This window comes from Streptomyces sp. NPDC023541, assembly GCF_055559995.1.
The window spans coordinates 86963-112487 of the sequence record NZ_JBVHJO010000015.1; the positions used below are offsets into that span (position 1 = coordinate 86963).

The 25525-nt window shown below is 75.5% G+C and carries 17 protein-coding genes; 12 read left to right on the plus strand and 5 right to left on the minus strand.

Going from position 1 to position 25525, the window contains the following annotated elements; all coding sequences use genetic code 11:
• Positions 1 to 89 precede the first annotated feature (89 nt).
• Genes ACZ3X1_RS29585 through ACZ3X1_RS29620 form a run of 8 tightly spaced genes read left to right on the plus strand, consistent with a single transcriptional unit; the run spans position 90 to position 10951 of the window.
• On the plus strand, positions 90 to 1901 hold the full coding sequence (locus ACZ3X1_RS29585) for a fatty acyl-AMP ligase (RefSeq protein ID WP_356815712.1): 1812 nt from the start codon (positions 90 to 92) through the stop codon (positions 1899 to 1901).
• A complete protein-coding gene (locus tag ACZ3X1_RS29590; RefSeq protein WP_467281608.1) occupies positions 1898 to 3649 on the plus strand; it encodes an acyl-CoA dehydrogenase in 1752 nt (583 codons plus the stop codon). The genes ACZ3X1_RS29585 and ACZ3X1_RS29590 overlap by 4 nt, the downstream gene beginning before the upstream one ends.
• Positions 3650 to 3701: 52 nt before the next feature.
• Positions 3702 to 3998, plus strand: coding sequence for an acyl carrier protein (locus ACZ3X1_RS29595; RefSeq protein ID WP_390078987.1), 297 nt, complete (start codon positions 3702 to 3704; stop codon positions 3996 to 3998).
• A complete protein-coding gene (locus tag ACZ3X1_RS29600) occupies positions 3998 to 6937 on the plus strand; it encodes a type I polyketide synthase (protein ID WP_467281609.1) in 2940 nt (979 codons plus the stop codon). Before ACZ3X1_RS29595 ends, ACZ3X1_RS29600 begins: the two co-directional genes overlap by 1 nt.
• Positions 6934 to 7974, plus strand: a complete 1041-nt coding sequence (locus tag ACZ3X1_RS29605; protein WP_356812591.1) for a 3-oxoacyl-ACP synthase III family protein — start codon at positions 6934 to 6936, stop codon at positions 7972 to 7974. Before ACZ3X1_RS29600 ends, ACZ3X1_RS29605 begins: the two co-directional genes overlap by 4 nt.
• 7 nt (positions 7975 to 7981) lie before the next feature.
• Positions 7982 to 9874 carry an HAD-IIIC family phosphatase gene (locus ACZ3X1_RS29610; RefSeq protein WP_467281610.1) on the plus strand — a complete coding sequence of 631 codons (1893 nt, stop codon included), beginning with the start codon at positions 7982 to 7984 and terminating at the stop codon, positions 9872 to 9874.
• Positions 9861 to 10097: a phosphopantetheine-binding protein gene (locus tag ACZ3X1_RS29615; protein ID WP_362630779.1), complete on the plus strand. Its 237-nt coding sequence runs from the start codon at positions 9861 to 9863 to the stop codon at positions 10095 to 10097. Before ACZ3X1_RS29610 ends, ACZ3X1_RS29615 begins: the two co-directional genes overlap by 14 nt.
• Positions 10094 to 10951, plus strand: coding sequence for a 4'-phosphopantetheinyl transferase family protein (locus tag ACZ3X1_RS29620; protein WP_356812594.1), 858 nt, complete (start codon positions 10094 to 10096; stop codon positions 10949 to 10951). The genes ACZ3X1_RS29615 and ACZ3X1_RS29620 overlap by 4 nt, the downstream gene beginning before the upstream one ends.
• Before the next feature lie 213 nt (positions 10952 to 11164).
• Here the strand turns inward: ACZ3X1_RS29620 and ACZ3X1_RS29625 are convergent, their stop codons facing one another.
• Positions 11165 to 12196, minus strand: a complete 1032-nt coding sequence (locus tag ACZ3X1_RS29625; RefSeq protein WP_356812595.1) for a LuxR C-terminal-related transcriptional regulator — start codon at positions 12194 to 12196, stop codon at positions 11165 to 11167.
• Between the two features lie 250 nt (positions 12197 to 12446).
• On the opposite strand from ACZ3X1_RS29625, the gene ACZ3X1_RS29630 reads away from it, so the two are divergent.
• Positions 12447 to 12569 carry a hypothetical protein gene (locus ACZ3X1_RS29630; protein WP_467281611.1) on the plus strand — a complete coding sequence of 41 codons (123 nt, stop codon included), beginning with the start codon at positions 12447 to 12449 and terminating at the stop codon, positions 12567 to 12569.
• A gap of 21 nt (positions 12570 to 12590) precedes the next feature.
• Here ACZ3X1_RS29630 and ACZ3X1_RS29635 read toward each other — a convergent pair whose 3' ends face one another.
• On the minus strand, positions 12591 to 13319 hold the full coding sequence (locus ACZ3X1_RS29635) for a 4'-phosphopantetheinyl transferase family protein (RefSeq protein ID WP_467281612.1): 729 nt from the start codon (positions 13317 to 13319) through the stop codon (positions 12591 to 12593).
• Between the two features lie 310 nt (positions 13320 to 13629).
• Here ACZ3X1_RS29635 and ACZ3X1_RS29640 point away from each other — a divergent pair, with 310 nt between their 5' ends.
• The 3 genes from ACZ3X1_RS29640 to ACZ3X1_RS29650 all read left to right on the plus strand — a co-directional run bounded on the left by ACZ3X1_RS29640 (position 13630) and on the right by ACZ3X1_RS29650 (position 18523).
• Complete coding sequence (locus tag ACZ3X1_RS29640; protein ID WP_436840774.1) at positions 13630 to 14457, plus strand: metallophosphoesterase family protein; 828 nt, start codon at positions 13630 to 13632, stop codon at positions 14455 to 14457.
• A 209-nt stretch (positions 14458 to 14666) separates the two neighbouring features.
• Positions 14667 to 17363 (plus strand): helix-turn-helix transcriptional regulator, encoded by a 2697-nt coding sequence (locus ACZ3X1_RS29645; protein WP_467281613.1) that lies wholly within the window; start codon positions 14667 to 14669, stop codon positions 17361 to 17363.
• A gap of 212 nt (positions 17364 to 17575) precedes the next feature.
• The gene (locus tag ACZ3X1_RS29650; RefSeq protein WP_467281614.1) at positions 17576 to 18523 is read left to right on the plus strand and encodes a polyprenyl synthetase family protein; all 948 of its coding nucleotides are present in this window, start codon (positions 17576 to 17578) and stop codon (positions 18521 to 18523) included.
• Positions 18524 to 18735: 212 nt separating this feature from the next.
• Here the strand turns inward: ACZ3X1_RS29650 and ACZ3X1_RS29655 are convergent, their stop codons facing one another.
• The 3 genes from ACZ3X1_RS29655 to ACZ3X1_RS29665 are packed head-to-tail and all read right to left on the minus strand — an operon-like array spanning position 18736 to position 25520.
• Positions 18736 to 20496, minus strand: a complete 1761-nt coding sequence (locus ACZ3X1_RS29655; protein WP_467281615.1) for an AMP-binding protein — start codon at positions 20494 to 20496, stop codon at positions 18736 to 18738.
• Entirely contained in the window at positions 20487 to 22778 is a 2292-nt protein-coding gene (locus ACZ3X1_RS29660) for an ATP-binding protein (protein WP_467281616.1), read from the minus strand. The genes ACZ3X1_RS29655 and ACZ3X1_RS29660 overlap by 10 nt, the downstream gene beginning before the upstream one ends.
• Positions 22779 to 22796: 18 nt before the next feature.
• Positions 22797 to 25520, minus strand: coding sequence for an AfsR/SARP family transcriptional regulator (locus ACZ3X1_RS29665; protein WP_467281617.1), 2724 nt, complete (start codon positions 25518 to 25520; stop codon positions 22797 to 22799).
• Between the last annotated feature and the right edge of the window lie 5 nt (positions 25521 to 25525).

Below are 25525 nucleotides of genomic sequence, written 5' to 3' on the forward strand. Positions count from 1 at the left end.
CGCAAGCGCCCCTTAAGCAGACGCCCGCATGATCCGGGGAATCGAGGTCCGCCACTCCACGGGCCCGCAGACCCGAGGGGACGCCGCGGATGTCAGAGCCACGCTTCGCCACCTTCACCGACCTCCTCCGGGCCAGGGCGGCCGAACTCGCCGACGAGGACGTGCACGTCTTCCTCCGCGAGACGGCGGGCGGGGTGGAGGCCGAGCACCTCACCTACGGGGCACTGGACCGCGAGGCGAGACGGATCGCCGCCCGCCTCCAGGAGTACGAGGCGGCCGGCCGGCCCGTGCTGCTGGCCTACTCCTCCACCGTCGAGTTCCTCAAGGCCTTCGCGGGCTGCCTCTACGCCGGAGCCGTCGCCGTACCCGTACCGATGCCCGGCGAGGCCGGCCGGGACAAGCGCCTCAACCGCACCACCGCGGTCCTGGCGGACACCGGCGCGAGCCTCGTGCTGACCGAGACGGCCGCCGCCCCCGAGGTCGCGCTGTGGCTCGCCCGCAACTCCCGGCCCGGCGCGGCGTGCCTGGTCACCGACGTGCCCGAGGCCGGCGACGCCGAAGCCTGGCAGCCGGTCACCGCCCGCCCTGACGACCTGGTGTTCCTCCAGTACACATCCGGCTCCGTCAGCGAACCGCGCGGCGTGAGCGTCTCGCACCGCAACCTCCTCGCCAACCAGGCCGCCCTGCAGAAGGTGCTGCGCACCACCCGCGAGGACCGCTTCGGCAGCTGGCTGCCCTACTTCCACGACATGGGACTGGTGGCCCACCTGCTGCACCCGGTCTGGCTCGGCAGCCACTGCGTGCAGGTCACCCCGCTGTCCTTCGTCAAACGCCCGCTGCGCTGGCTCCAGGCCGTCGACCGCTACGGCGTCACCGTGGGCGGCGGTCCCAACTTCAGCTACGACCTGTGCGTACGCCGCGTCAAGGACGAGCAGATCGCCGAACTGGACCTGTCCCGCTGGCGCCTGGCCCTCAACGGCGCCGAACCCGTACGCCCGGAGAGCCTCGACGAGTTCGCCCGCCGCTTCGCCCCCGCCGGGTTCCGCCCCGAGGCCCTCTACCCCTGCTACGGCCTGGCCGAGGCCACCCTGGTGGTCTCCGGCGGCGTCCCCGGCACCCCCCACGTCCGCAAGGACTTCGACCGGACCGCCCTGGAACGCGACCGGGTGCTCCACGCGGCGGCGGACGGCCGCGCACAGACCCTGGTCGGCTGCGGCACCCCTGTCGACGTGGAGGTCCGCGTCGTCGACCCGCTGACCCACCACGAACTCCCGGCCGGCGCCGTCGGCGAGATCTGGCTGCGCGGCCACAGTGTGGCCCGCGGCTACTGGCGCCGCCCCACCGAGACCGCCCACACCTTCCGTGCCAGCCTCAACGACGAGGAGAGCAACTTCCTGCGCACGGGCGACCTGGGCATGCTGGAGGACGGCGAGCTGTTCGTCACCGGCCGGCTCAAGGAAGTCGTCATCGTCAACGGCCGCAACGTCTACCCGCAGGACGTCGAGTGGGCCGCCCGCACGGTCAGCCCCGCGCTGACCTTCGGCGCGGGCGCCGCGTTCTCCGTGGACGCCGGGGGCGAGCAGCTCGTCCTCGTCCAGGAGGTCCGCGGCGCGGGCGGCGCCGAGCTGCGGACGGTCGCCCAGCGGATCCAGGCCCTGATCGGCAAGGAGTTCGAGATCCCCGCCGGCAACGTGCTGCTCGTGCGCCCCGGCACCGTACGCCGCACCAGCAGCGGCAAGGTCCAGCGCACCCTGATGCGCGGGCTGTTCCTCGACGGCGTGCTGCGCGGCGACTACGAGGTCCTGACCCCGGACGTACGGGCGCTGGCGCGGCCGCAGGACGTGCTCTTCGGCGAAGACCTGCTGCGGCCGGAGGGAGCCGACGGAGGAAGACGGTGGTGACGTCGCTCCTCGGCGAGCGGGCGGCCGGGCAGCGGCGCGAGCTCGCCGTCCGGGCCCGGGTGGCCGAGCTGGAGGCACGGTTCGGCGATCCCACCGACCCGGCCAACCCGGTCGGCTACACCGCCCTGCTGGAGGCCGACCGGGCCGCTGTGCCCTTCGCCGCCGGCGAGGCGCTGCTCGACGACTTCAACATCGCCGACGAATACGTGCCGCACGCCCTCGGCGGGCGGCTGGACGGCATGGACACCCTGGTCAGGATCATGCGCCCGGTCTTCCGCCGGGACGTGGGACTGGCCATGGGCCACGGCATGACCACCTTCATGGCGGCATCCGACGTCTGGACCGCCGGCAGCTCCCGGCAGCGCCGCTGGCTCGCCGGGCTGCTGAGGGGCGGCGGCAAGGCGGCCATCGCCCAGCACGAGACCGCCCACAGCAACGACTTCGTCCGCAGCCAGGTCACCGCCCGCCGCAGCGGCGACGGCTACCTGATCAGCGGCGGCAAGCCGATGGTCAACAACCTGGAGCGGGCCGGGGCGCTGGTCCTGTTCTGCCGCACCGATCCCGCCCCGGGCAGCGGCAGCCACTCGGTGCTGCTGCTGGAGCCGGGGCAGCTGACCGGCGCACGGGCGGCGGTGACCGCCCGCCGGACCCCCGTCGGGCTGCGCGGCTGCCGGTTCGCCGGGGTGGAGTTCGACGACTGCCCGGTGCCCGGCTCGGCCCTGCTGGGTCCGGAGGGCAGCGGGATCACGACCGCCCTGCGGTCGTTCCAGATCAGCCGGACCGTGATCGCCGCGACGGCTGTCGCGGCCCTCGACACCAGCCTGCGCACCGCCGTCCGCTTCGACCGGGAGCGCTCCGGCGGATGGCAGGCCGGCGGCCGGGACGGCGGCCGCACCGGCGCGGCGCTCACCAACGCCTTCGTCAACCTACTGCTGTACGACGCCCTCGCCGTCGTCGCCACCCGGGCCCTGCACCTGCTGCCCGCCGAGACCAGCGTGTACTCGGCGGCCCTCAAGTACCTGCTGCCCCGCGTGCTGACCGAGACCATGTACGACCTGTCCATCGTGCTGGGCTCGGGCTTCTACACCCGCGAGGGCACCCTGGGCATCTTCCAGAAACACGTCAGGGACGTGCCGGTGCTCAGCCTCGGCCACGCCGGGACGGTCGCCTGCCAGGCCACGGTCATCCCGCAGATGCCGCGCCTGGCCCGGTCCTCCTGGTTCGTCGAGGACGAGGCGCCCGCCGGCCTTTTCCGGCTGCACGGCGACCTGCCGCCGCTGCGGACCGAACGGCTCAGCCTCGCCTGCGGACGCGACTCCCTCAGCGCGACCATGCTCGCCGTCGCCGCGGGCATCGACGGCGCCGGCCCCGTCGAGCGGGCCCTGCGCACGCTCGCCGACGGACTCGTCGGGGAGCTGCGCGACGTACGCCGCCGGGTGCTCGCGCTGGAGGCGGCGGGTGCGGCGACCACCGCCCGGCCCGCGAGGTTCGCCCTCATGGACCGCTACGCGCTGCTCCTCGCCGCCGCCGCCGTGCTCGGCCTGTGGGACCAGGCCCGCTACGGCCCCGACCCGTTCCTCGCCGACCCGTCCTGGGCGGCCGCCGCACTGCACCGCATCGCCCGCCGGCTGGGCACGCGCGTCGCCGACCTGCCGGCGGAGTGCGAGACCCGGATCCGGCACGAGGTCCAGCTCCGCTTCAGCACGCAGACCAGCTACGACCTCTACTCCACTCCCATCCCCGGCTGACCGGCACCCGGCCGGCCCGCGGATGCGCCGTACGCACTGAAGGAGCCCCACGATGACCGTTCACACCGGCCGGCCCGCCGCCGACGGCGTCCTGCCGCACGAGTGGCTGTACGCCCGGCTCTCGGTGTACCTGCGGCGCGCACCCGAGACCATCGACCCCACCGTGCCGTTCGCCGAGTACGGCATGGACTCGGTGGCCGCCCTGAGCCTGTGCGGCGACCTGGAGGACGAGTTCGGCCTGGAGGTGGAACCGACGCTGCTCTGGGACCACCCCACCGTCGAGAGCCTCGTCGCCCACCTCGCCTCGGTGCTCCCGGCCGCCCCGGCCCACGCGCGGGACCGGCACTGATGGGGGACGTCGCCATCGTCGGGATCGACTGCGCGTTCCCCGGGGCGGCGGGCGTGCAGGCGTACTGGGACCTGCTCATGCGCGGCGGCGACGGTATCGCCCCGGTGCCCGCGCAGCGCTGGGAGGCCCGGGACTTCCCCGCCGTCGCAGGCAGCGGCGGCTTCATCGACGACGCCGATGTCTTCGACAGCGACTTCTTCTCGGTCACGCCCCGCGAGGCCGCCGCCATGGACCCGCACCACCGGCTCCTGCTGCCCTGCGCCTGGCGGGCCCTGGAGGACTCGGGCCGGGCCCCCGGCGACCTCGCGGGCACCGAGACCGGTGTGTTCGTCGGGGTGATGGGCGGTGAGTGGGGCCGCCTCACGATGAGCGACCTCGCCCGCGTCACCCCGCTGATCGGCTCCGGCAGCAGCGCCGGCATGGCGGCCAACCGGATCTCCTACCACTTCGACTTCACCGGACCGAGCCTCGCCGTCGACACGGCCTGCTCGTCCTCGCTCGTCGCCGTCCACCTCGCGGCGGGCTCCCTGCTGGCCGAGGAGTGCGACACCGCTCTGGCCGGCGGGGTCAACATCGTGCTCTCGCCCTCACTGGGGATGGTCTACGGACAGCTCGGCCTGGCCGCCGCCGACGGGCGCTGCAAGCCCTTCAGCGCGGACGCCGACGGGATCGGCCGCAGCGACGGCGTCGGCCTGGTGGTGCTGCGCCGGCTGGCGGACGCCCTCGCCGACGGCCAGCGGATCTACGCCGTGCTGCGCGGCAGCGCAGTCAACCAGGACGGCCGCAGCAACGGGGTGATCGCCCCCAACCGTTGGTCGCAGCAGCGCGTCCTCAGCTCCGCCTACCGGCGCGCGGGGGTCGCCCCGGACCGGGTCGCGTTCGTGGAAGCGCACGGCACCGGGACCGTACTCGGCGACGCCATCGAGTGCGCGGCGCTCGGCGCGGTCCACGCAGTGCCCCGCGACACCCCGTGCGCCATCGGCTCCGTCAAGGGCAACCTCGGCCACACCGAAGGCGCGGCGGGCATCGCCGGCCTCATCAAGACCGCGCTGGCCCTGCACCACCGCATCGTCCCCGCCAGCCTCTTCGCCGACCGGGAGAACCCGCAGCTGCGGCTCGGCGAGCGGGGACTGCGGCTGTTGAAGTCCCCGATGCGGCTGCCCCGCGGGGAGACCCTCGCCGGCGTCAGCAGCTTCGGCATGGGCGGGACGAACGCCCACGCGGTCCTCGGCTCGGCACCGCGCACCGCGCGTGGCGCGGGCCCCGACGGCGCCCGTACGCGCGCCGCGCGCGACGCCGCCGGCGTCTTCACCGTCAGCGCCGACACTCCCGAGGCCCTGCGCCGCAACCTCGCCGCACAGGCCGACGCGGTCGCCGGACGGCCGCCCGGCGCGGCGGCGGCACTGTGCCGGAGCAGCAACCTCGTCAAGACCGGCCTGCCGCACCGCTTCGCGGCCGCCGTGCGCGACACCGGCGAACTCGTCGACGCCCTGCGCCGGGCGGCGGCGCCGACGGACACGGCCGCCGAGCAGGGACGCCCGTGGGGCAGGCCCGTCGTTGCCTTCCTCTTCACCGGCCAGGGCAGCGAGTACCCCGGCATGACGGCGGGCCTGCACCGCGAGTCACCCCTCTACCGCCGCCACCTTGCCGAGGCCGACGAGGCGCTCGCCCCGCACCTCGGCGCGTCGGTGCGCGACCTCGTCCTCGGCGGCGACGAGCGGGTGCACCGGCCGCGGTTCGCCCAGCCCGCCCTGTTCGCCGTCGGGTACGCCCTGGCCCGCACGCTCACCTCGCTCGGTGTCACCCCGGCCGCCGTCCTCGGACACAGCCTCGGCGAGTTCGCCGCCGCCGTCACCGCAGGCGCCCTCGGCCTGGAGGAGGCCGCCCGGCTCGTCACCCGCCGCGGCGCGCTGACGGCCGAACTGCCCGCCGGAGGCGGCATGATCGCGGCGGGCGCCGGCCCCGGGGAACTCGCCGGTCTGCTGGCGGCCGAGCCGGGCACGGCCGTGGCGGCGCACAACGGCCCCGCGGACACCGTGGTCTCCGGGCCCCTGGACGCCCTGGAACGGATCACGGAGCAGCTCACCGGCCGCGGCGTACGGGTCGTTCGGCTGCCGGTCACCCACGCCTTCCACTCGCCCCTGATGGCCCCGGCCGCCGCGGGCCTGCGCGCCGAGACGGTGCGGTGCGCTCCGCCCGCCGTACCGCTCGCGTCGACCCGGCACGGCCGGGTGCTGCGCCACGACCTCATGGACGCCGGCTACTGGGCCGGCCAGATCGAGGAGCCGGTCCTGATGGACACCGCGCTGGCAGCGCTCGTCGCCGACGTCGCCCCCACCCATCTGGTCGAGATCGGCCCGCGCGGCGTGCTCCTGCAGATCGCCGCCCGGGGCGGGCGCGCGCCCGGCGCGGAATACCTGCACCCGGTCCCGGGACCCGCGGCCACCGGCCTGGAGCTCGCCGAGACCGTCGCGGCCCTGTACCGCGGCGGACTCGACCCGCTGTGGGAGGAGCTGTACGAGCCCGGGCACCGCGGCGTCGAGCCCCTGGCCCCGTACGTCTTCTCGTCGGCGCGGCGCTCCTGGGACCGGGAGTCCTTCGTACAGCCGGCCCGGCCGGTCACCGTGACCGTCCCCGACGCCCCGCACCCCGCCCGCGGCGCGGCGGACGGCCGTGACGCCGAAGACACGGTGCTGCACGCGGTGGTGCAGGCCGTCGCCGAGGTCGGCGGCCACCCGTCGGAGCGCGTCGTGCGCGAGGCCCGCTTCTACGAGGACCTCGGCTTCGACTCGGTGATGGTCATGCAGCTCAAGAACCAGGTGGAGGCCCGGCTGCCCCGGGTCGGAGAGGTGTCCGTGCAGCAGATGCTGCCCGCGTTGCGTTCCGTCGGCGCCCTGGCCGATTTCCTCTCGGACGTGCTCATGGCGAGGTCCTCGTGACCCGGGCACCCGACGCCGGCGACCGGCCCACGGTGTACCTCGCCTCGACCGGCACGGCGCTGCCCGGCGACCCGGTGGACAACACCGCGCTCGGCAGGCTGCTCGGCGTCAGCGAGGAGTGGATCGACATCTTCGTCGGCACGCGGACCCGGCACTTCGGCTGGGACCCCGTCACGGGCGAGGTCCGGGGCTCACTCGCCGACCTGTGCGCCGAGGCCGGGGCCCGGGCCATGGACGCCGCCGGACTCGGTCCCGCCGACGTCGAGTTCGTGGTCCTGGCGACCGCGACCCCCGACACGCTGCTGCCGACCACCGCGAACGAGGTGGCCGACCGGCTCGGCCTCGACCACCTGCCGGTCTACCAGATCCAGGCCGGCTGCTCCGGCGCCGTCCAGGCCCTCGACCTCGGCCGCACCCTGGTCCTCGGGGGCCGGCGGGCCGGACTGGTCCTCGGCGGGGACGTCACCCACCGGTTCCTGTCGCCGCGCCGGGACACCGCCCGGATGCCCACCGAGGAACTGGTCAACCACGTGCTGTTCGGGGACGGGGCCGGCGCCGCCGTCCTCACGGACGAGCCCGAGGGCGAGCGCATCGCCCTGCGCTCGGTGCTCAACTCCTGGGCAGGGCGCGGCCGTCCGCCCGGCCAGCTCCTCGACTGGTACGGCACCACCGACCGGGACTCGCAGCGGAGGATGCTGGCGGAGGACTACAAGGCGATCGAGGAGCACGTGCCCGCGATCTCGGTGGAGATCCTCTGGGAGCTGCTCGGCGGGCTCGGGTGGAGCCTGGACGACATCGCCTTCCTGCTGCCGCCGCAGCTGTCCGAGCGGATGACCGCCCGCATCGTCGAGCGGCTGCCGGCCGGACCCGCCCGGGAGATCTCCTGCGTCTCCGAGACCGGCAACACCGGCAACGCGCTGCCCTTCCTGCAAGTCGAACGGCTTCTGCCGGAGTTCGCCACCGGGGACCGGGCGCTGGCCCTGTGCGTGGAGTCCAGCAGGTGGATCAGAGCCGGGTTCGCCCTGGAGAAGGTGTGAGGGCCCGATGACGAGGGGACCGGACCGCTTGCGCGAGCTGCGCGGGCGAGGGCTGCTGGAGAAGGCCTACGACCAGGTGCCGGCACTGCTCGCCGAGGAGGACGGGCCCGGCGCCGCGGCGGCGGGCCGGCTGCTCGCCGGCCTCGACCACGCCGCCGTACTGGAGCACCACCCGCACACCCCCGTGGTGACGGTGGCGGTCACCGGCCAGTCCACCGCCGGCCACGTCGTCGAACCCCTCAGGGGCGAACTGGCCCGCCACGGGATGCTGCTGCGCCCGGTGCTCGGCGAGCACGGGACCTACCTGCGCGACCTCACCGATCCGGCCGGCGAACTGCGGACGGCCGCACCGGACCTCACCCTGTGCCTGCTGGACGCCGAGACCCTCTTCTCCCAGGTCCCCCCGGTGTGGGGACCCGAGGACGTCGAACGTGCCGGGGAGGAGGCGCTGGGCCGGTGCGCCGCCCTCGCGGCCGAGGTCCCCGGGACCCTGGTCCTCAACACCGTCCCGCTGCCCCGCTCCTGTAGCCACCAGCTCGTCGACCACCGCTCCCGGGCCCGACTGGGAGCCGTCTGGCGGGAGTTCAACGCCCGACTGCTGCGGCTGACCGAGTCCGCCACCCGGCTCGTGGTGATCGACCTGGAACCGCTGATCGGCGAGGGCGGGCCGGTCACCGACCCCCGGCTGGCCCGCCACGCCAAGGTCCACCTCGGTGCCGGACTCCTGGCCGCCTACGCCCGCGAGATCGGACACCTGGCCCGCGCCCTGCGCGGCAGGGTCCGCAAATGCCTCGTGCTCGACCTCGACGGCACCCTGTGGGACGGGGTGCTCGGCGAGGACGGGCCCGACGGCATCGCCGCGGCGGGCACCCTGCGCGGGGAGGCGTTCGGCGCCTTCCAGAAGTGCCTCAAACAGCTCGCCTCCCAGGGCGTGCTCCTCGCCGTGAGCAGCAAGAACGACGAGGGCCCCGTTCTGGAGGCGCTCGCCGCCCACCCCGACCTCGTCCTGCGCGAGCCGGACTTCGCCGCGGTCAGAGCCAACTGGGAGCCCAAGGACGGCAACCTCGCCGACATCGCCCGGGCCCTGGACCTCGCCCCCGACGCCCTCGTCTTCGCCGACGACTCCCCGGCCGAGCGCGCCCAGGTACGGCTCGGCGCGCCCGAGGTCGCCGTCGTGGCACTCGACGGGGAACCCGCGCTGCACGTGACCCGGCTCCTCGCCGACGGCTGGTTCGACACCCTGCGGCTGACCGCCGAGGACCGCGCCAGGACCGGCGAGTACCGAGGGCGGCGCGAGCGCGGGGCGCTGCGGGCGGGTTCCGGCTCGTACGAGGAGTTCCTGCGGGCCCTGCAGGTGAGCGTCGGGCTCGGCCCGCCCCGCCGTCACGAATTCGCCCGCGTGTCCCAATTGACCCTGCGGACCAACCAGTTCAACCTGAGCGGCACAGGCCTCCCGGAGGACGAACTGGCCCTGCTGGCGGCCGCTCCGGGGCGGCTCCTGCTCGTGGTGCGCAGCGCGGACCGGTTCGGTGACAACGGCCTGGTCGGCGCGGTGCTCGGGACCATCGCCGAGGGGGTGCTCCGGCTGGACGGCATGTGGCTCAGCTGCCGGGTGCTCGGCCGCGGCGTGGAGCGGACCTGCCTCGCCGTGCTGCTGGCCCGGGCGCGGGAGCTCGGGCTGACCGCGGTGAGCGCACGGTACGTTCCCACCGCCCGCAACCACCGCGCCCGGGACTTCTACCCGTCCTGCGGGTTCACCCCGGCGGAACCCGCCGGAACCGACGGCTCCGCCGACGGTCCGGTGGTGTTCCACCATGACCTGGTACGGCTGCCGGAGGTCCCCGCGCACGTGCGCGTCACCGAAACCCCGGGGGGAGGGCGGGCCGATGGGCCTCGATAGCCTCGAGGTGTTCCTGCGGACGGTCCGTGACGACCTCGGCCTGGACATCGGGTTCCCCGAAGGCGCGGACACGGCCCTGGCAGACCTGCCGGGCTGGGACTCGCTGAACCTGCTCCGACTGGTGGCGCTGTTGGAGGAGTCCGGCCACCGGGTACCGGTACACCGCCTGCTGGAGGCACGCAGTCTCCGGGAGGTCCACACCCTCGTGAAGGAGTACGGATGACTGCCCCGGGCAGCCCCTCGCTCGGCCCGCCGCTCGGTGAGCCCGTCGCCGTGGTACCGGGAGGTGACTCGTGGGACCGGGTGCGGGACGACCTGGCCACGCACGGGACCGCCCTGGTGTACGCGTGGCTGAGGGACCTGGAGCCGGTCGTGCCCTCCGGCGACGGGCTGCGCGAGCTGCTCGGCCGCGACTGGACGCGCTACCTGGACCTGACCCACGCCGACGTACGGGGCCGCTACATCGCCTCCCGGATGCTCCTCAAACACGCGGCGAGCGCGGTGCTCGGCAGCGATCCCGCCGACCTGGAGCTGGCCTACGGGCCGACCGGCCGCCCGTACCTGCGCGGCTGCGACCAGATCGACATCAGCCTCAGCCACACCGACGACCTGCTGCTGGTGGGCCTGACGACCTGCGGGCTGATCGGGGTGGACGCCGAGCGCGCCGACCGCGAGATGCACGGCAGCGGACTCGGCCGGCACATCTGCACCCCGTACGAGTCGGTGCTGCTGTCGGGGATGCCGGAACCGCAGCGCAACGACGCCCTCGTGCGGCTGTGGACGCTCAAGGAGGCCTACAGCAAGGCGATCGGGCAGGGCATGCAGTTCCGCTTCACCGAGTTCGGCTTCGGCCCCGACGGCCGGGCCGTGCGGGTCCAGCGGCCCGACGGCACCGCGGGGACCGGGGACGAGTGGATCTTCCGTACGTTTCCGGTCGCCGACGGCTACGTGGTCAGTGCCGCGGTCTACGACGCGGGCTTCGGCCGGCTCCAGGACGCCCACGTCACGACGATGCTCGACCAGGACTGCGTGGACGCCATCACCGAGGCGCTCGACGAGGACCTGGACAGCCCTTAGGTCGTGTCGTCGAAGTCCCGCCCGGCCGGCGGGGCCTGGACGGCACTCCCTCAGGGCTGTCCCGCAATCCCCGGCGGGCGCACGACGCCGGCTACGGCACCTCGCTGCGTTGTCGGAACGCCCGAATACGCCCAGTATGGGGGCGCCCCTCCGCCTTGCGATGCACCGCATCTGACGCCGTGCGCTGATCCACCGGGGATTGCGGGACAGCCCTTAGGAGGACACCGAGTCCCCGGCGAGCATCTCCTGCCGGGCGGCGTTGTAGCCGGCCTGGAAGCGGCTGGTGGCCTCCAGCTCCTCGGTGATCTCGGCGATGTGGCGGCGGCAGGTGCGCACGGACATGCCGAGCCGCCGGGCCACCATCTCGTCCTTGTAGCCCTTGGTCATCAACCGGATGATCGACCACTTCAGCTCGTCGGAGGAGGCGGGGGAGCGCTGCGAATCCACCACGTAGGGGCTGGCCCCGTCCCACAGGTACTCGAAGACCGAGCACAGGAACGCCACCAGGGTGGGCTCGCGCACGATCGCCGCGCCGGGCGTGCGGTCGCCGGCGGAGCGCTCCGGCAGGAAGGCCACCTCCCGGTCGTAGATGATCAGCCGGTCGATGACTTCGTCGGCGGTGCGGATCTCCGCGCCCTGTTCGCTCACCTCGCGCACGTAGCTGCGGGTCGGCAGGTCGTTGCGGGCGGTGTGCTGGTAGATGGTCCGGATCCGGACCCCGCGCGAGAGGGTCGTCAGCGCGGACTCCCGGGCCTGTGCCAGCGCGTAGGCGGGCCGGGCGCCGCCGGGCTGGACGGTGAGCATCTCGCTCTGGCAGCTCTGGGTGAGGTGGTTGAGCATCGACTGGATCCGGGAGACGTCGGTGATGACGTCGAAGGCCTCCAGCCGGTTGCGGACCCGGCGGCCCTCGAAGTACAGGGGAGTCAGGGACAGCAGCTTGGCCCGGACGTCCGTGACCGCCTGCTGGAGGTCGCGTATGTGCCGCTCGGCGGGTGCGACGAGGGACGCGGCGGCGACGTCGGGCGTGACGGGGGTCAGTTCGGCGGGGTTTCCCGGCATCGCCTGTAAGAGGCGGACCCCGCTCAGCACCTGTTCCACCCGGGAGATCTCCTCGGGTGTCAGCGACAGCTGTTCGGCGATCCGTTCGCGCTCGAAGCGGCCGTACTCGACGGCCAGGCCGTATGCCGCGGCACTGACGTCGTCCAGCTCGGCGAACCCCGAATCCGAGCCCTCCCCTGCAAACATGTCAGCCCCCGCTGATTGATGTATTTGCTGCCACGTAACTTTACGCCAACGTACCGCCCTTGGCGGGATTGATCGAGAGCCAGCACTCTGTTCCCATCAACCGGGCCGCTGAGCCGGAAGTGGCGAGCGGTTCGGATGAGCAGATCTCGATCTTCGACTGGGGGAAGTCGTGAGAACAGTTTCCGTTAAGGTCTTCTCGATATGCTTGACTGCGGTGGCGGGTGTGGTAGTGGCGGTGGGAGTTCAGCACATGTCCGGACCGGTCGTGTCCGGCGCGTCCGCCGAGTCGTCCGTCACCGTCCGGCTGACCGACGTCGACACCGGTGCCGGTACCGACATCGGCGCCAAGCCCGAGGACGACCAGTGGACGTGACCTGACGTCACGTCCGGCGGTTCACGAAGCGCTCCCCGCACGGCAGATGCGGGGAGCGCTTCCGCGTACCGGAGCGCCGACGACGGCGAGCCGGGCAGCCGGCACCGCTATCGCGCTCAGCAGTACGCCCCGCTCCGCGGACCAGCGACCGTCGAAGGCGGTCGGCCCGGCCGGCGAGAGGGCCTCGGGGTCCGGCAGCAGCCGGGCGTGGAAGGTGCCCCGCCCCGGGTCCACGCTCACCAGGGCGTCGGTGAAGTCGAGTTCCTGGCCGGTGAGCGGGAACCAGGTCTTGTAGACGGCCTCCTTGATGCTGAAGAGCAGCCGGTCCCACGCCACACCGGGCGCGGTCCGTTCCAGCCCGGCGACGAGATCGAGCTCGCGGGGCAGTGCGATCGAGTCGAGGACGCCTTCCGGCATGGGGGCGTTGGGTTCCGCGTCCACCCCGACCGAGGCGAACTCGGCGGAGCGGGCGAGTGCCACGCCCCGGAAGCCGGCGCAGTGGGTCATGGATCCGACGACCGAGGGCGCCCACTGCGGGGCACCGCGCCGGCCCGGCACCACGGGAGCCGGGGGCAGCCCCAGCTCTCCCATGGCGCGGCGGGCGCACCACCTGACGGTGCCGAACTCCAGCCGCCGCTTGGGTACGGCGTTGCGGATGAGGCGTTCCTCCTCGGGGTAGAGGAAGACGTCGGCGGGGTCGGTGGTGGCTTCGGCAGTCGCGACGTTCGCGGGCAGGAGCTTTGTGAGCACGGTGTTCCCTCGGGTCGCTGTTCCGGTCGGACAGCTCCCACGTTCACGCCGCCGCGCCACCCCGGCCAGCGTCGAAGGCGCAGGTCAACCGGACACACCCGGGTGCGGCCCGGTTCTCTCCCAGACCGCTGCCATCCAACGGCCGGCCGGCCCCGAGCCTGCCGGTCCTCCGGCAGCCGGCGGCCCCGGCATTGCCATCCCCCTGCCATGTGCCCGAACAAGGGTGCGTCGGCGTCAATTGAGGGGTGGTTAAGGGGTGTTGGAGCGGGCGCCGACCGGGCACACTCGCGTAATGCCGCACGGAAACCTCATGGGTATCAGCGACCTCCATGTCGGATTCCCGGAGAACCGCCGGATCGTCGAGGACCTCTATCCCGACAGTCCCGCCGACTGGCTCATCGTGGCCGGCGACGTGAGCGAGTCACTCGACGATCTCCGGTGGGTGCTCGACCTCCTCACCCGGCGCTACGCCACCGTGGTGTGGGCGCCCGGAAACCATGAACTGTGGACCGTCCGGGACGACCCCGACCCCCTGCGCGGGGAGGCCCGCTACCGGCGGCTGGTCGAGATCTGCCGGTCCTTCGGCGTGCACACTCCGGAGGACCCCTACCCCGTCTGGGCGGGGCCGGGCGGCCCGCTCGTCGTGGCCCCGCTCTTCCTGCTGTACGACTACACCTTCCGCACGCCCACCGCCGCCACCAGGGAACAGGCCCTGGAACAGGCCTACGAGGCCGGGGTGGTGTGCTCCGACGAGTTCATGCTGCACCCCGATCCCCACCCCTCCCGGCAGGACTGGTGCCGGGCCCGCGTCGCCGCCACCGAACAGCGGCTGGCCGCGTGCGGCCCCGACCTGCGCACGGTCCTCGTCAACCACTTCCCGCTGGTCCGCGCCCCGACGGACGTACTGCGCCACCCCGAGTTCGCGCAGTGGTGCGGCACCGAGCTCACCGCCGACTGGCACGTCCGCTTCCGCGCCGCCGCCGTCGTCTACGGGCACCTGCACATCCCGCGGACCACCTGGTACGACGGCGTGCGCTTCGAGGAGGTCTCCGTCGGCTATCCCCGCGAGTGGCAGCGGCCCGGCCACCCGCGGAATATCCCCCGCCGGATCTTCCCCGTCGCCCGTCGCGGGGATTGATGCCAGGCAACTTCCGGACACCACCGGGTGCCGGATCCGGCCCCTAGACTGAGCGGGAATTCTCGCTCGCTCCACGCTCGAACACCCCCGTTCGGTATTCGTGTTCACATTTCGAATGCGTCGAATACATCGAATGCTTTGAACGCCTCGCATACGCGGAACGGGGATCCTGGGGGATTTTCATGCTGCCGTTCCGCCGTGCCGAGGAAATGTCCGTGTCAGCAGCGCTGCTCGACGGCTGCGCCGAGGGAAATGCCGGACTACTGCTCGTCGAGGGGGCGGTCGGCTGCGGAAAGAGCGAATTCCTCGAAACGACCGCCGCGCACGCCGAGGACCGCGGGGCCCTCGTCCTGCGGGCCGGCGGCGACGCCGGCGGACGCGGCCGCCGGCTGGGAGTCCTGCGCCGGCTGGCCGCCGACGCACCGCCCGGGTCCCTGCCCCTGCCCTCGTCACCGGACGACGCCGAGGACCCCTTGGCCCTGCGGGACTTCGCGGTCGCCGTCCGCGAACTGAGCGCCGCCGCACCCGTGGTGATCTGCGTGGACGACCTGCACCACGTGGACGAGCCCTCGGGCCGCCACCTGCTCCACCTCGCGCGCGAGATCCGCCGCGCCCCCGTCCTGCTGGTCCTGACGGCCTCCCCGCACGAATACGACAGTGACCCGCTGCTGCGCACCGAACTGCTCCGCCTGCCCCACTTCGTCCGCCTGCGGCTCGGGCGGCTCACCCCCGACGCCGTCCACGCCCTGCTGCCCGGCCGCACCGAGGCGGAGGCGGCCCGGCTCCACGAGGCCAGCGGCGGCAATCCGCTGCTGCTGCGGGCCCTCCTGCAGGACCCGTCGGAACGGCCCGGCGACGCCTACGCCCAGGCCGTCCTCACCTGCCTGCACCGCTGCGGACCCGCCACCCCCCGACTCGGCGCGGCGCTCGCCGTACTGGACGGCCCGGCCACGCCCGCACACCTCGCCCGGCTGAGCGGCACCGACGAGAGCACCGCCCTACGCGCCCTCGCGGCCCTGGAGGACGCCGGACTGCTCGTCCCCGACGGCCCGCACGGACGGCGCGGACACCGCGGACTGCGCCACCCGGCCGCCCGGGCCGCCGTACTGGACCGGCTCGACCCCGCCGACCGGTCCGCCCTGCACACGGAGGCCGCCCTGCTGGCGCGCGCGTCGGGCGCGCCCGACACCGAGGTCGCCGGACAGCTCCTCGCCGCACACGACACCCGCCCGGAGTGGGCCCTGCCCGTCCTGCGCTCCGCCGCGGACCAGCACGTGGCGGAGGGCGACCCCGACCGTGCCGTGGCACTCCTGCGGCTCGCCCACGAGGCCTGCCCGGACGCCACGTCCCGCGCCGAGGTGGACGTCAGGCTCGGTGTCGTCCTGGGCCGCACCGACCCGGCGGCCGCGGAGCACCGCCTCGCGGCCCCGCTTGCCGCCGCCGGCGCCGGACAGCTCGGTCCGCAGGCCCTCGCCCCCCTGGCCAGGGCGCTGGCCGCGCAGGGCCGCATCGACGAGTCCGCCGACGTGCTGGAGCGGCTGACGGCCGGCGGCACCCGAGCCGGCGGCGCCCGCCACGGCGGCATCCCCGGCGGCGACCCGCTGGACGGCCTGTCGGCGTTCCCCCGGTGGGCCGCCGGCCGGCGGAGCGCCCCGGCGGGGTCCGGCACCTGCCCCGCCGTCAGCTCCGCCGGGACCACCGTCCACCCGGCGGCCCTGTGGGCGCTCCCCGTGGAGGCGGAGGAAGGCGCCGCCGCCCGGTCGGCCGAGCTGTTCCTGCGCGGCGCCACCCTCGCCGAGGGCACCGTCGAACCGGTGGCGCAGGCCCTGCGCACCCTGCTGTACCTGGACGGCGCGGCCCGGGCCCTGCCCTGGTGCGAGGAGTTCACCCACCAGGCGGCCCGGCGCGGGGCCACCGGCTGGCAGGCCGTGTTCGCCGGGCTCACCGCCGAGGCCCGGCTGCGCCTGGGCGACCTGACGGGCGCGGCGGAAACCGCCGGGGAGGCCTTGCGGGCGGCGCCGGCCCGGGGCGCCAGCGTGCTGCTCAGCGCGCTGGCGGGCACCCGGGCGCGGGCCCTGACCGCGACGGGCCGGCTGGAGGAGGCAGCGGCAGCCCTGGGCGGGCCCGCCTCCGCCGTGCACACCGGCGGCGTGCACGCCCTGGCGCACCTGCGCGCCAGGGGCCACCACGCCCTGGCGACGAGCCGCTTCCACGCGGCCCTGGGCGACTTCCTGGACATCGGCCGGCACGCGAAGCGCTGGGGCCTGGACCGGCCCCGGGTCCTCCCCTGGCGCACGGACGCCGCCGAGGCCCTGCTCCGGCTCGGCGAGGCCCACCAGGCGGAGCGCTTCCTCGCGGACCAGCTCACCACCCGCGACGCCGCCGACCCCTGGGTGCGCGGCATCTCCCTGCGGCTGCGGGCGTCCCTGCGCGAGCCCGGGGAACGCCAGGCGATGCTGGCCAAGGCCGTCGACGAACTCCAGCGCTCGGGGGACGCCTACGAACTGGCCCGCGCCATGTCGGACTTCGGGCAGGCGCTGCGCGAGGCGGGCGATCCGGCACGGGCCGCCATGGTCAACCGCAAGGCATGGCACCTCGCGAAGACCTGCGGGGCCGACGCCCTGCGCGAGCGGATCCTCCCCGGCCACACCGAGGACGACACCGGCGGGGGAGGCCGGGCCGACGCCCCGGACCCCGGACTGGTGGCGGCCCTCAGCGAGTCGGAGCGGCGGGTGGCGCTGCTCGCGGTGCACGGCCACACCAACCGGGAGATCGCCAGGAAGCTCTACATCACGGTCAGTACGGTGGAACAGCACCTCACCCGCGTCTACCGCAAACTGAACATCCCCGGTCGGCAGGCCCTGCCGGTCGACCTCGACCCGGCGGCCGCCGGGCAACCCGTCTGAGGCGGGCGGCGGGCGGCGCGTGGGCGGTCGCCATGGCAAGGCCGTGGCAAGGACATGGCAAGCCCGGCCCGGTGGGCCCTCCCGTGGCAGGCTCCTGGCACGGATCGGACCCGCCGCACCCCCCGTTACCGTCTCCGAACGCCGAACAGGTGGCTTCCGCGCGCCGCGTCCGGGAAAGTCGGTCATGAGCCGTAGCCCGCAGGGAGGGCACCATGACCACAACACACGACCAGCCGTGGCGCACCGCGTCGCCCGGAGAGGTCCGCGACGCCATGCTCGACCGGGTCGAGGAGGAGCTCGCGCGGCTCCTCGCGCAGGAGCACCGCCGCCGGCGCACCTCCGACCCGCGCAGCGCCGTCCTGGTGATGGGCGTGGCCGAGCTCGTCCAGGCTGGCGGCGAACGGGCCCGCCCCGCCATCTGCCTCACCGGCTACCTCGCCGCCGGCGGCGACCCCGACGACGGCGCAGCCCCGGCGGCCGCCGCCGCCCTCGAACTCCTTGACACCTGCTGGGTGATCCGCGCCGACGTCCGGGACAACGCCCCGCTGCGCCGCGGCATCCCGACCCTGCACATCAGCCACGCCGCCGAACACGAGCGCAACGGCTGGCGCGGCGAGCCGCGCCGGTTCGGCGAGGGCACCGCCGTGCTCGCGGGCGACCTCGCGCTCGCCTACGGCGACCGGCTCGCCGCCGGACTGCCCCAGGAGGCACGCCTGTTGTGGGACGACCTGCGGGCCGAGCGGGCGATCGGCGCACACATGGAGGCCGCCGCGGCCACCGAGTACCTCGACGACGCCTGGCCCGGCCAGTGCCTCGACGGCTGCGCCACCGGATGCGGCGCCGGCTGGTACGGGCTGCGCCACGCACTGCTGATCGGCGCCGCGCTCGCGGGCCGCGACGACCTCCGCGAGGCCTATGAGGAATACGCCCGCGTCCTGCACGCCGCATGGCGGATCCGCGGATTCCTCGGCGGCGGCCCGGGCTTCGACGGCGACGCCCAGTTCCTGCGCGACGTGTTCTTCGACGACCGGGCGCGGGACCGGGCCGAGGAGACCATCGCCGCGCTCGTGGTCCGCGCCGACAAGGCCGTGGCCGGAGCCGGGATCACCCCCGCGTGGCGCGGGGAACTCGGGGCCCTCGCCCGGGAGATCGCCGGCTGACGCTGTCCTGTCGTCCGGGACGCCCGCCGGGCCGCCGCCACCCCGCCCGACTCCCGCCCGAGCCCCGCCCCGGCCCCCGGCGAGCCCCGGCTCCCGCCCGGGGCCTGTCCCGGCCCCGGCCTCTCGCGCCCGGGGCCTGTCCCGGCTTCCGCCGAGTCCCGTCCGAGCTCGCCCCAGCCCTGCCCGAGGCCCGTCCAGGTTCCCGGCCGGTCTCAGGTGGGAGCCGGACGGGGGGTGCCCGGCCGTAGCCGGGCCAGCCAGCTCCGCAGGGCCTCCCGGCGCACCTGGCCCCGGTCGTCGCGCGGCAGCGCCCCGACGATCTCCAACCGGGTGGGCAGGAAGGCCTCCGCCACACCCAGGGAGACGAGGTGCTCGCGGAGCTCTGCCGGCCCCGGCGGCCCCTCGTCGGCGGCCGGGACCACGACGGCGCACGGCAGCTCCCCGTGTTCCGGGTCGGTGTAGGCGACCACCGCCGCCTCCCGTACCCGGGGGTGGGCCAGCAGCCGCTCCTCCACTTCGGAGACCGGCACCATGAAGATGGCGCCGGTCCGTGTGCCGGCCCGGGACAGGACCCGTATCCCGCCGTGCCGGTCGGCCGCGGCCAGGTCCCCCGTGTCCAGCCAGCCGTCCGCGTGCTCCCAGGTCGCCACCGGCGCCGGAGCACCGTGCCGCCAGGTCGCCAGGCAGACCGACGGGCCGCGCACCTCCAGCGCCGAGCCCGCGGGCCCGGCCGACACCTCCAGCCCGCCCAGCGGGCGGACCCCGTCACCACCGCCGGGCACGTCCCCGGAGAGCGCGCCCATGCCCAGCTCCGGTGCCCCCCACACCGAGAGCACCGGTACCCCGAACACCTCCCGCAGCTCCTCGGCGAGCGGCGCCGGCGTACTGGTACGGCCCCCCGACAGCACAAGCCGCAACCGCCGCTGCGCCCGAGGCCGGCGGCGCTGCGCCGTCACCAGCTCGGAGAGGTAGGCCGGTTCCGCGTACACCTGGTCGACCCCGGCCGTGGCCATCAGGTCCAGGCAGCGGCCCGGGTCCCACACGTCCTGGCACACGCCGGTCCCGCCGACGGCCAGCGGCCAGCACACGGTGTAGATCAGGGAGGCCAGGGAGGTGAGCGGCAGGGTGCTGAGGAAGACCTCGCCCGGCCGCCGTCCGGGCCCGTCGGGAGCGCTCTGCGCGGAGATGTTGGCGTACAGGGTGTTGGGGGAGTGCAGCACCGAGGTGTAGGCGTCCCGCAGCCCCATGACGCTGATCAGCAGGGCGGGCCGGTCGGCCCGCCCGCCGCGCGGCCTGCTCCGCCGGCCCGCCGCCGTGCGTTCGTGCGCGGTCCGCAGGAAGTGCGCGGTGAAGTCCACGGCTGCGGTCGCCGCCGCGTCGCCCACGACGACCCGGTGGCGCAGCCACGGCAGCCGGCCGGCCAGGTCCGCCAGGGCCTCGGCGTGGGCGAAGCCCTCCCACACGTCGGGCACCACGCAGATCCGGGCCCGGGTGGCGTCCAGGATCCGGTGCAGACCGTGGGCCCGTACGGTCGGCAGCACCGGCACCGCGACCGCGCCGACCCGCAGACAGGCCAGGGTGAGCGCCGCGGTCTCCCACCAGTTCGGCAGCTGGTAGGCGACCGGGTCGCCCGCCACGACGCCCAGGGACGACAGGGCGGCGGCGAACCGGTCGACGTACGCGGCGAGCTCGGCGTAGGTGACGGTCACCAGGCGCCGTCCGGCGGGCCGGTGGGCCCGGTCGGAGACGATCGCGGGACGCTGCGGCGCACCGGCGGCCGTCCGGTACAGGTCGTCGAGGAAGGTCTCCCCGCGCCACCAGCCGGCGGCCCGGAACCGCTCGGCGACCTCGGCGGGCGGCGTCAGGTCCGGCGGCCGGGCGGGCGGGCGCCCGGAGCGGCCCGCCGTACGGACGGCGCCCGCAGGGGACGTCGGGTGCGTCGGGCCCGTCGGGGCCGACCTCGTCAGGCCCATCTGCCCACCGCCCCCGCGACCTGCACCCGGGAGGAGCACCCCAGGCGGCGCATGACCTGCCGCACGTGGTTGACCACCGTCCACTCGGAAATGTCCAGCCTGGCTGCTATCTGGCGGTTCGTCATACCTTCGGAGACCAGCAGCGCCACCTGGACCTGGCGCGGGGTCAGCGACTGGTCCTCGGGAGCCGGTCCGCTCGACGGGCGGCGCGCCGGCGCGGGAGCCGACAGGGCCTCCGCCACCGCCTCGGACGCGGTCATCCTTACGCCCTCCGCCCAGGCCAGCGCGAAGTCCGTCCAGTCCATGCGTGCGCCCAGGTCCGTCCGGGCCCGCTCGGCCGCCGACCGCCACTCGTCCGGGACCGCGGCGCCCGTCGCGGCGCGCAGGGTGTCGGCCGCCGCCAGCAGCCGCACCGTCCGCGGCCGCTGGGCCGGTGCGGTGCGCATCAGCAGCAGCGAGAACTCCTCCAGCAGACCCGGCAGTTCCGTCCGCTCGCCAACGGCCCCGAAGAGCTGCAGGCCCTCCCGCAGCGCCCGGTCGGCCCGGGCCGGCTCGTCGCCGTCCAGGGCCAGCGCCGCCTCCTTGCGCAGGGCATGGGCGAGGCCCCGTCCGTCCCGGCTCCGCCGCAGGACCTCCACCGCCCGGTCCAGCAGCTCCTGGGCCCGGCGCCGGTCGCCCTCGGCGCGCAGGACGCCGGCCAGCGAGACGGCCGCCCCGGCGGCGCCGCCGGTGACGCCCATCGCCTCCAGCGCGCTGAGCGCCGTCACCAGCACGGCCCGCGCCCCCGGCGGGTCGCCGGCCTCCAGCAGGGCCGCGCCGAGGTGGGCGGAGACGAGCGCGTTCTGTCGGCGGTCGCCCACGCCCTTGCCCAGGGCGAGCGCGTGCCGGTGGCGGCGGACCGCCTCCTGCGGATCGCCCAGGGCGAGCGCGAAGACGCCGGACATGTCGGCGAGGCGGGCCCGCACGGCGTCCGGCAGCGCCGGACCGCCCTCCCCGTCGAGCTCGTCGCACCACTCCAGGCCCTCCCGCAGCCGCCCCTGGACCAGCCAGGGCAGGCGGCAGCCGAGCGCCATGGTGGCGGCCGCCCCGGCGTCGCCCCGTTCGCGCAGCCGCCGCAGGGCCGCCGTCACGTTCGCCCCCTCGGCGGCCAGCTCCCGCAGGAGACGGTCCTGTCCGGTGCCGCGGAGCCCGGCCCGCGCGGAGCCCACCAGCGTCCGGTAGCGCTCGGCGTGCGCGTCACGGGCCGCGTCCTCGCCGTCCGCCTCCGCCAAGGCGTCGCGCGCGGCGGAGCGCACGGGCTCGGAGACGGCCAGCCGCAACTCCCCCCGCTCCTCACCCACCACGACCAGCAGGCCGCGGTCCATCAGCGTGTCGACGGCCGGCTCGGCCGACAGCCGCGCCGCCGACAGGCCGAAGCCCGGCTCGTACACCGAGAGCCGGCCCAGCAGCGCACGGGCCGGGGCGTCCAGGCCGCGGCAGCTCCACTGCGCGAGGGCGGCGAGCGAGCGGTGCCGCTCGGGCGCGTTCGCCGGCCCGCCGGACAGGACGGTCGTACGGTCCCGCAGCCGCACCGGCAGCAGGTGCGCGGGCAGCAGCCTCATCCGCCGCGCGGCGAGTTCGACGGCGAGCGGCAGCCCGTCCAGCAGCGTGCAGATCTCCGCGACGGCCCCGGCGTTCTCCGGAGTGAGTGCGAAGGCCGGGTCGGCGGCCCGGGCCCGCCGTACGAACAGCTCCACCGACGCCACCTGCTGGAGCTCGTGCGGATCGGCGGCGGCCGCGTCGCCGCCGGCCGGGCCCGGGACAGGCAGCGGGTTCAGCGGCAGCAGCAGCTCCCCGTACACCCCCAGCGGCTCCACCGCCGTGGCCAGCACCACCACCCGCGGGTCACCGGCGAGCGCCTCCAGCGCCCCGGCGGCTCCCGGGCGGGCCTCGTGGTCGCAGCCGTCGAGCAGCAGCAGAACCCGGCCGGGCTCCTGCTGCCCGTCGCGTGCGGGCGGTGCGGACAGGGCGGGCAGCGCGGACAGGGCGGGCGGCGCGGACAGGGCCGACAGCGTGCCCGGCGCCCCGGCGTCGAGGACCTCCACCCGGCGGAACTCCGCGCCGATCTCCCGTACGACCTCCAGCGCCAGCCGGCTCTTTCCCACCCCGGCCCGCCCGGTGACCGTCACCAGCCGTACCAGCGGGTCCCGCAGCCGCTCGCGCAGCATGGCCGCCTCGAGCTCCCGGCCGACGAGCTCCGTCACCGGGCCGAGCGCTGCCGGCAGGGTGCCCATCGTGCTCATGGTGCTCCTTTCGCAGGGTTAGCGGTGACCGGCCGGGCCGGCCCGTCTCGTGGGGACACCGGCCGGGTGGATGCGCCACAGGCCGGGGCTGATCTCCACGGCGCGTGACGCCGGGCCGCAGCCGCTCTCCGGCGGCCGGCTCAGCGCCCGCAGCGAGCGCAGCGCGTACACCTCCAGCCGCCGGTCGCGCAGCGCCCCCGCCAGCTCCAGGCACTCGCCGAACCACGCCCGGGCGCTCTCCGGCCCCTCCTGCGCCAGTGCCAGCAGCGCCCGCGCGCGGCTCGCCTCGTACCGGCCGCGGGTGCGGCCCGGCGCCGACAGGGCGGTGAGGGCGGGCTCCAGCAGTGCGGCGGCCTCCGCGGACTGCCCGGCGTCCAGGCGCAGTTCGGCCAGGCCCACCAGGGCGCGGGCGGCCTCCTCCTCGTCGCCGGCCCCGCGAGCCAGTTCCAAGGCGCCCGAGAACAGCTCGTGCGCCTGCTCCACGCGCCGGTACTGCCAGGCGAGTTCACCGAGCGAGCGCCGCATCCGTGCCTGCGCCGACCGGTCGGCGCAGCGCCGCGCGGCGTCCAGCCCCAGCGCGTACACGGCCTCCCCGTCGTCCGGCACCCAGCCGGCCAGGGCGTCCGTCAGCCGTACGGCCAGTGCCCACAGCCCCGCCCCGTACGCGGTCCGGGCCAGGCGTACGAGCCCGCGCGCGCCGGAGTCGGACACCCGGCCCGGCTCCGCCGCGGCGGCGGCCGCGTACGCCCGGCACACGCGTTCCGCCGCCGCCCGGACCACCTCGGGCGGGTCCTCCAGCGCCAGCCGTTCCACCGCGAGCAGCCGCAGCAGCTCCGGAAGCCGGCAGCCGTCGTGGTCCACGGCCACCAGCCGCTCGTCGGCCAGCGACTCCAGCACCGACGAGGCCTGTGCCCCGGTCAGGTCGAGGGCGGCCGCGGCCTGCCGGGCGCCGAACCGGCCGGGCGGCAGCAGGGACAACAGCCGGAAGGCCCGCCGCTGCGGTTCGGGGCAGGCTCCGTAGGCGTCCAGGAGGCGGGCCCGGACGTCCACGTCACCCGTGCGCAGCACGTCCAGGCGTCCGGCCTCGTCCCGCAGCCGGTCCGCCAGGACGGCGGCCGTCCAGTGCGGACGGGCGGCGAGCTGCGCCGCGGCGGTCCGCACGGCGAGCGGGAGCCGGCCGCACAGCTCGGCGATCTCCGCGACCGTGTCGGGCCCGATGCCCGGCCCGAGGGCCGGCGCGGCCGCGGCGCCGAGCGCCCCGGGCCGGGTCCCGGCACGTCCGGTGAACAGCCCGCCGAGCCGCTGGGCCTCGTCGGGACGCCACGGTCCGAGGAGCACCGACCGCAACCCGGGGAGCCCCGCGGGCACCCGGCGTGCCACGAGCAGCACCACGGCGCCCCGCAGGGCGGGCAGCAGGGGCCGTACCTGGGCCTCCGAGCCCACCCCGTCCAGGACCAGCAGCAGCCGGGGGGCCTGCCGAGCGCCGTCGGCGGGGGTCGCGCCGGGCCCGGCGGAAGCGGGCGGCAGCCGCTTGAGGACGGCTCCCGCGCCCGGCGGCAGACCGGGGCCGGTGCCGTCCCGCAGGTCCAGGTAGAGCCGCCCGTCGGGGAAGGCGTCGGCGACCCGGTGCGCGGCCTCGACGGCCAGCGCGGTCTTCCCGGCGCCCGGCATGCCCGTCACGGCGACGCAGCCGCCGGCCGGGGCGCTGCGCAACATCCGCTCCAGCTGGTTCAGTTCGTCCGTGCGGCCGGTGAAGCAGGGGTCGGCGGCGGGCAGTGCGCCGGGCGCCGAGGACCAGCCGGCGGCGCCCGCGCCCGCACCGCTGTCGGCGACGGCCGCGGGCAGCCGGTCGTGACCGGGGTCCCGGGCCGCCCCGGCCTGCCTGCCCGCCGTCACCGCGGTCGTGCCCGCGGTCGTCCCCACGCCCGGGCCCGGGCCGGCGGCCCGGCCCCCGGCACGCGTCAGCGCCGGGTCGCCCTCCAGGATGCGCCGCTGGAGCCGGGTCGACGACGGGCCCGGCTCGATCCCGAGCTCCTCCACGAGGGTCCGGCGCAGCGTCGTGAACACCCGCAGGGCCTCGGCCTGCCGTCCGCACCGGTACAGCGCCACCATCAGGTGCGTGTGGAACTCCTCGTGCATCCGGTGCTCGGCGACCAGTTCCTGCAGCTCGGCGACCAGTTCGCGGTGCAGCCCGAGGTGCAGCTCGGCCCGGATCCGCTCGTCCAGGGCGGTGGTGCGCGCCTCGGCCAGCCGCACGGCGGCGCCCTCCAGCACCGGCCCGTGCGGGGTGTCCGACAGCAGCGGCCCCCGCCACAGCGCCAGCGCCCGCCGCTGCAGATCGGCCGCGGCGCTGAAGTCCGAAGCCTGCAGGGCCTGGTGGCCCCGCCGGGACAGGTCCTCGAAAGCCAGCGCGTCGACGGCGTCCGCGCCGACCCGCAGCAGGTACCCCGGGCGCCGGGTCACCAGGGCCTCGCGGCCGTTCGCCGGATCGGCGCTCCGGAGGGTCTTGCGCAGGTGGGACACGTACACCTGGAGGGTGGTCGTCGCCGTGCGCGGCGGTGCGTCCGGCCAGAGCTCGTCGATGAGGCTCTCCACCGACACGACCTCGTTCGCGCGGATCAGGAGCGTGCCGAGGACGACCCGCAGCTTGGCGGCCTGCGGAGCGTACGAGGGCTCCCGGCCGCCGTCCGTGGGGGCCGCGGCGCCGGTGACCTCCAGCGGGCCCAGGATCCCGAAGCGCATCGTGC

What these genes read in the sequence shown, in the direction of transcription:
- ACZ3X1_RS29585 (WP_356815712.1), top strand. Translation starts at nt 90, where the DNA reads ATGTCAGAGCCACGCTTCGCCACCTTCACCGACCTCCTCCGGGCCAGG.
- ACZ3X1_RS29595 (WP_390078987.1), top strand. Translation starts at nt 3,702, where the DNA reads ATGACCGTTCACACCGGCCGGCCCGCCGCCGACGGCGTCCTGCCGCAC.
- ACZ3X1_RS29600 (WP_467281609.1), top strand. Translation starts at nt 3,998, where the DNA reads ATGGGGGACGTCGCCATCGTCGGGATCGACTGCGCGTTCCCCGGGGCG.
- ACZ3X1_RS29610 (WP_467281610.1), top strand. Translation starts at nt 7,982, where the DNA reads ATGACGAGGGGACCGGACCGCTTGCGCGAGCTGCGCGGGCGAGGGCTG.
- ACZ3X1_RS29615 (WP_362630779.1), top strand. Translation starts at nt 9,861, where the DNA reads ATGGGCCTCGATAGCCTCGAGGTGTTCCTGCGGACGGTCCGTGACGAC.
- ACZ3X1_RS29620 (WP_356812594.1), top strand. Translation starts at nt 10,094, where the DNA reads ATGACTGCCCCGGGCAGCCCCTCGCTCGGCCCGCCGCTCGGTGAGCCC.
- ACZ3X1_RS29625 (WP_356812595.1), bottom strand. Translation starts at nt 12,196, where the DNA reads ATGTTTGCAGGGGAGGGCTCGGATTCGGGGTTCGCCGAGCTGGACGAC.
- ACZ3X1_RS29630 (WP_467281611.1), top strand. Translation starts at nt 12,447, where the DNA reads ATGTCCGGACCGGTCGTGTCCGGCGCGTCCGCCGAGTCGTCCGTCACC.
- ACZ3X1_RS29640 (WP_436840774.1), top strand. Translation starts at nt 13,630, where the DNA reads ATGGGTATCAGCGACCTCCATGTCGGATTCCCGGAGAACCGCCGGATC.
- ACZ3X1_RS29645 (WP_467281613.1), top strand. Translation starts at nt 14,667, where the DNA reads ATGTCCGTGTCAGCAGCGCTGCTCGACGGCTGCGCCGAGGGAAATGCC.
- ACZ3X1_RS29650 (WP_467281614.1), top strand. Translation starts at nt 17,576, where the DNA reads ATGACCACAACACACGACCAGCCGTGGCGCACCGCGTCGCCCGGAGAG.
- ACZ3X1_RS29655 (WP_467281615.1), bottom strand. Translation starts at nt 20,496, where the DNA reads ATGGGCCTGACGAGGTCGGCCCCGACGGGCCCGACGCACCCGACGTCC.
- ACZ3X1_RS29660 (WP_467281616.1), bottom strand. Translation starts at nt 22,778, where the DNA reads ATGAGCACGATGGGCACCCTGCCGGCAGCGCTCGGCCCGGTGACGGAG.
- ACZ3X1_RS29665 (WP_467281617.1), bottom strand. Translation starts at nt 25,520, where the DNA reads ATGCGCTTCGGGATCCTGGGCCCGCTGGAGGTCACCGGCGCCGCGGCC.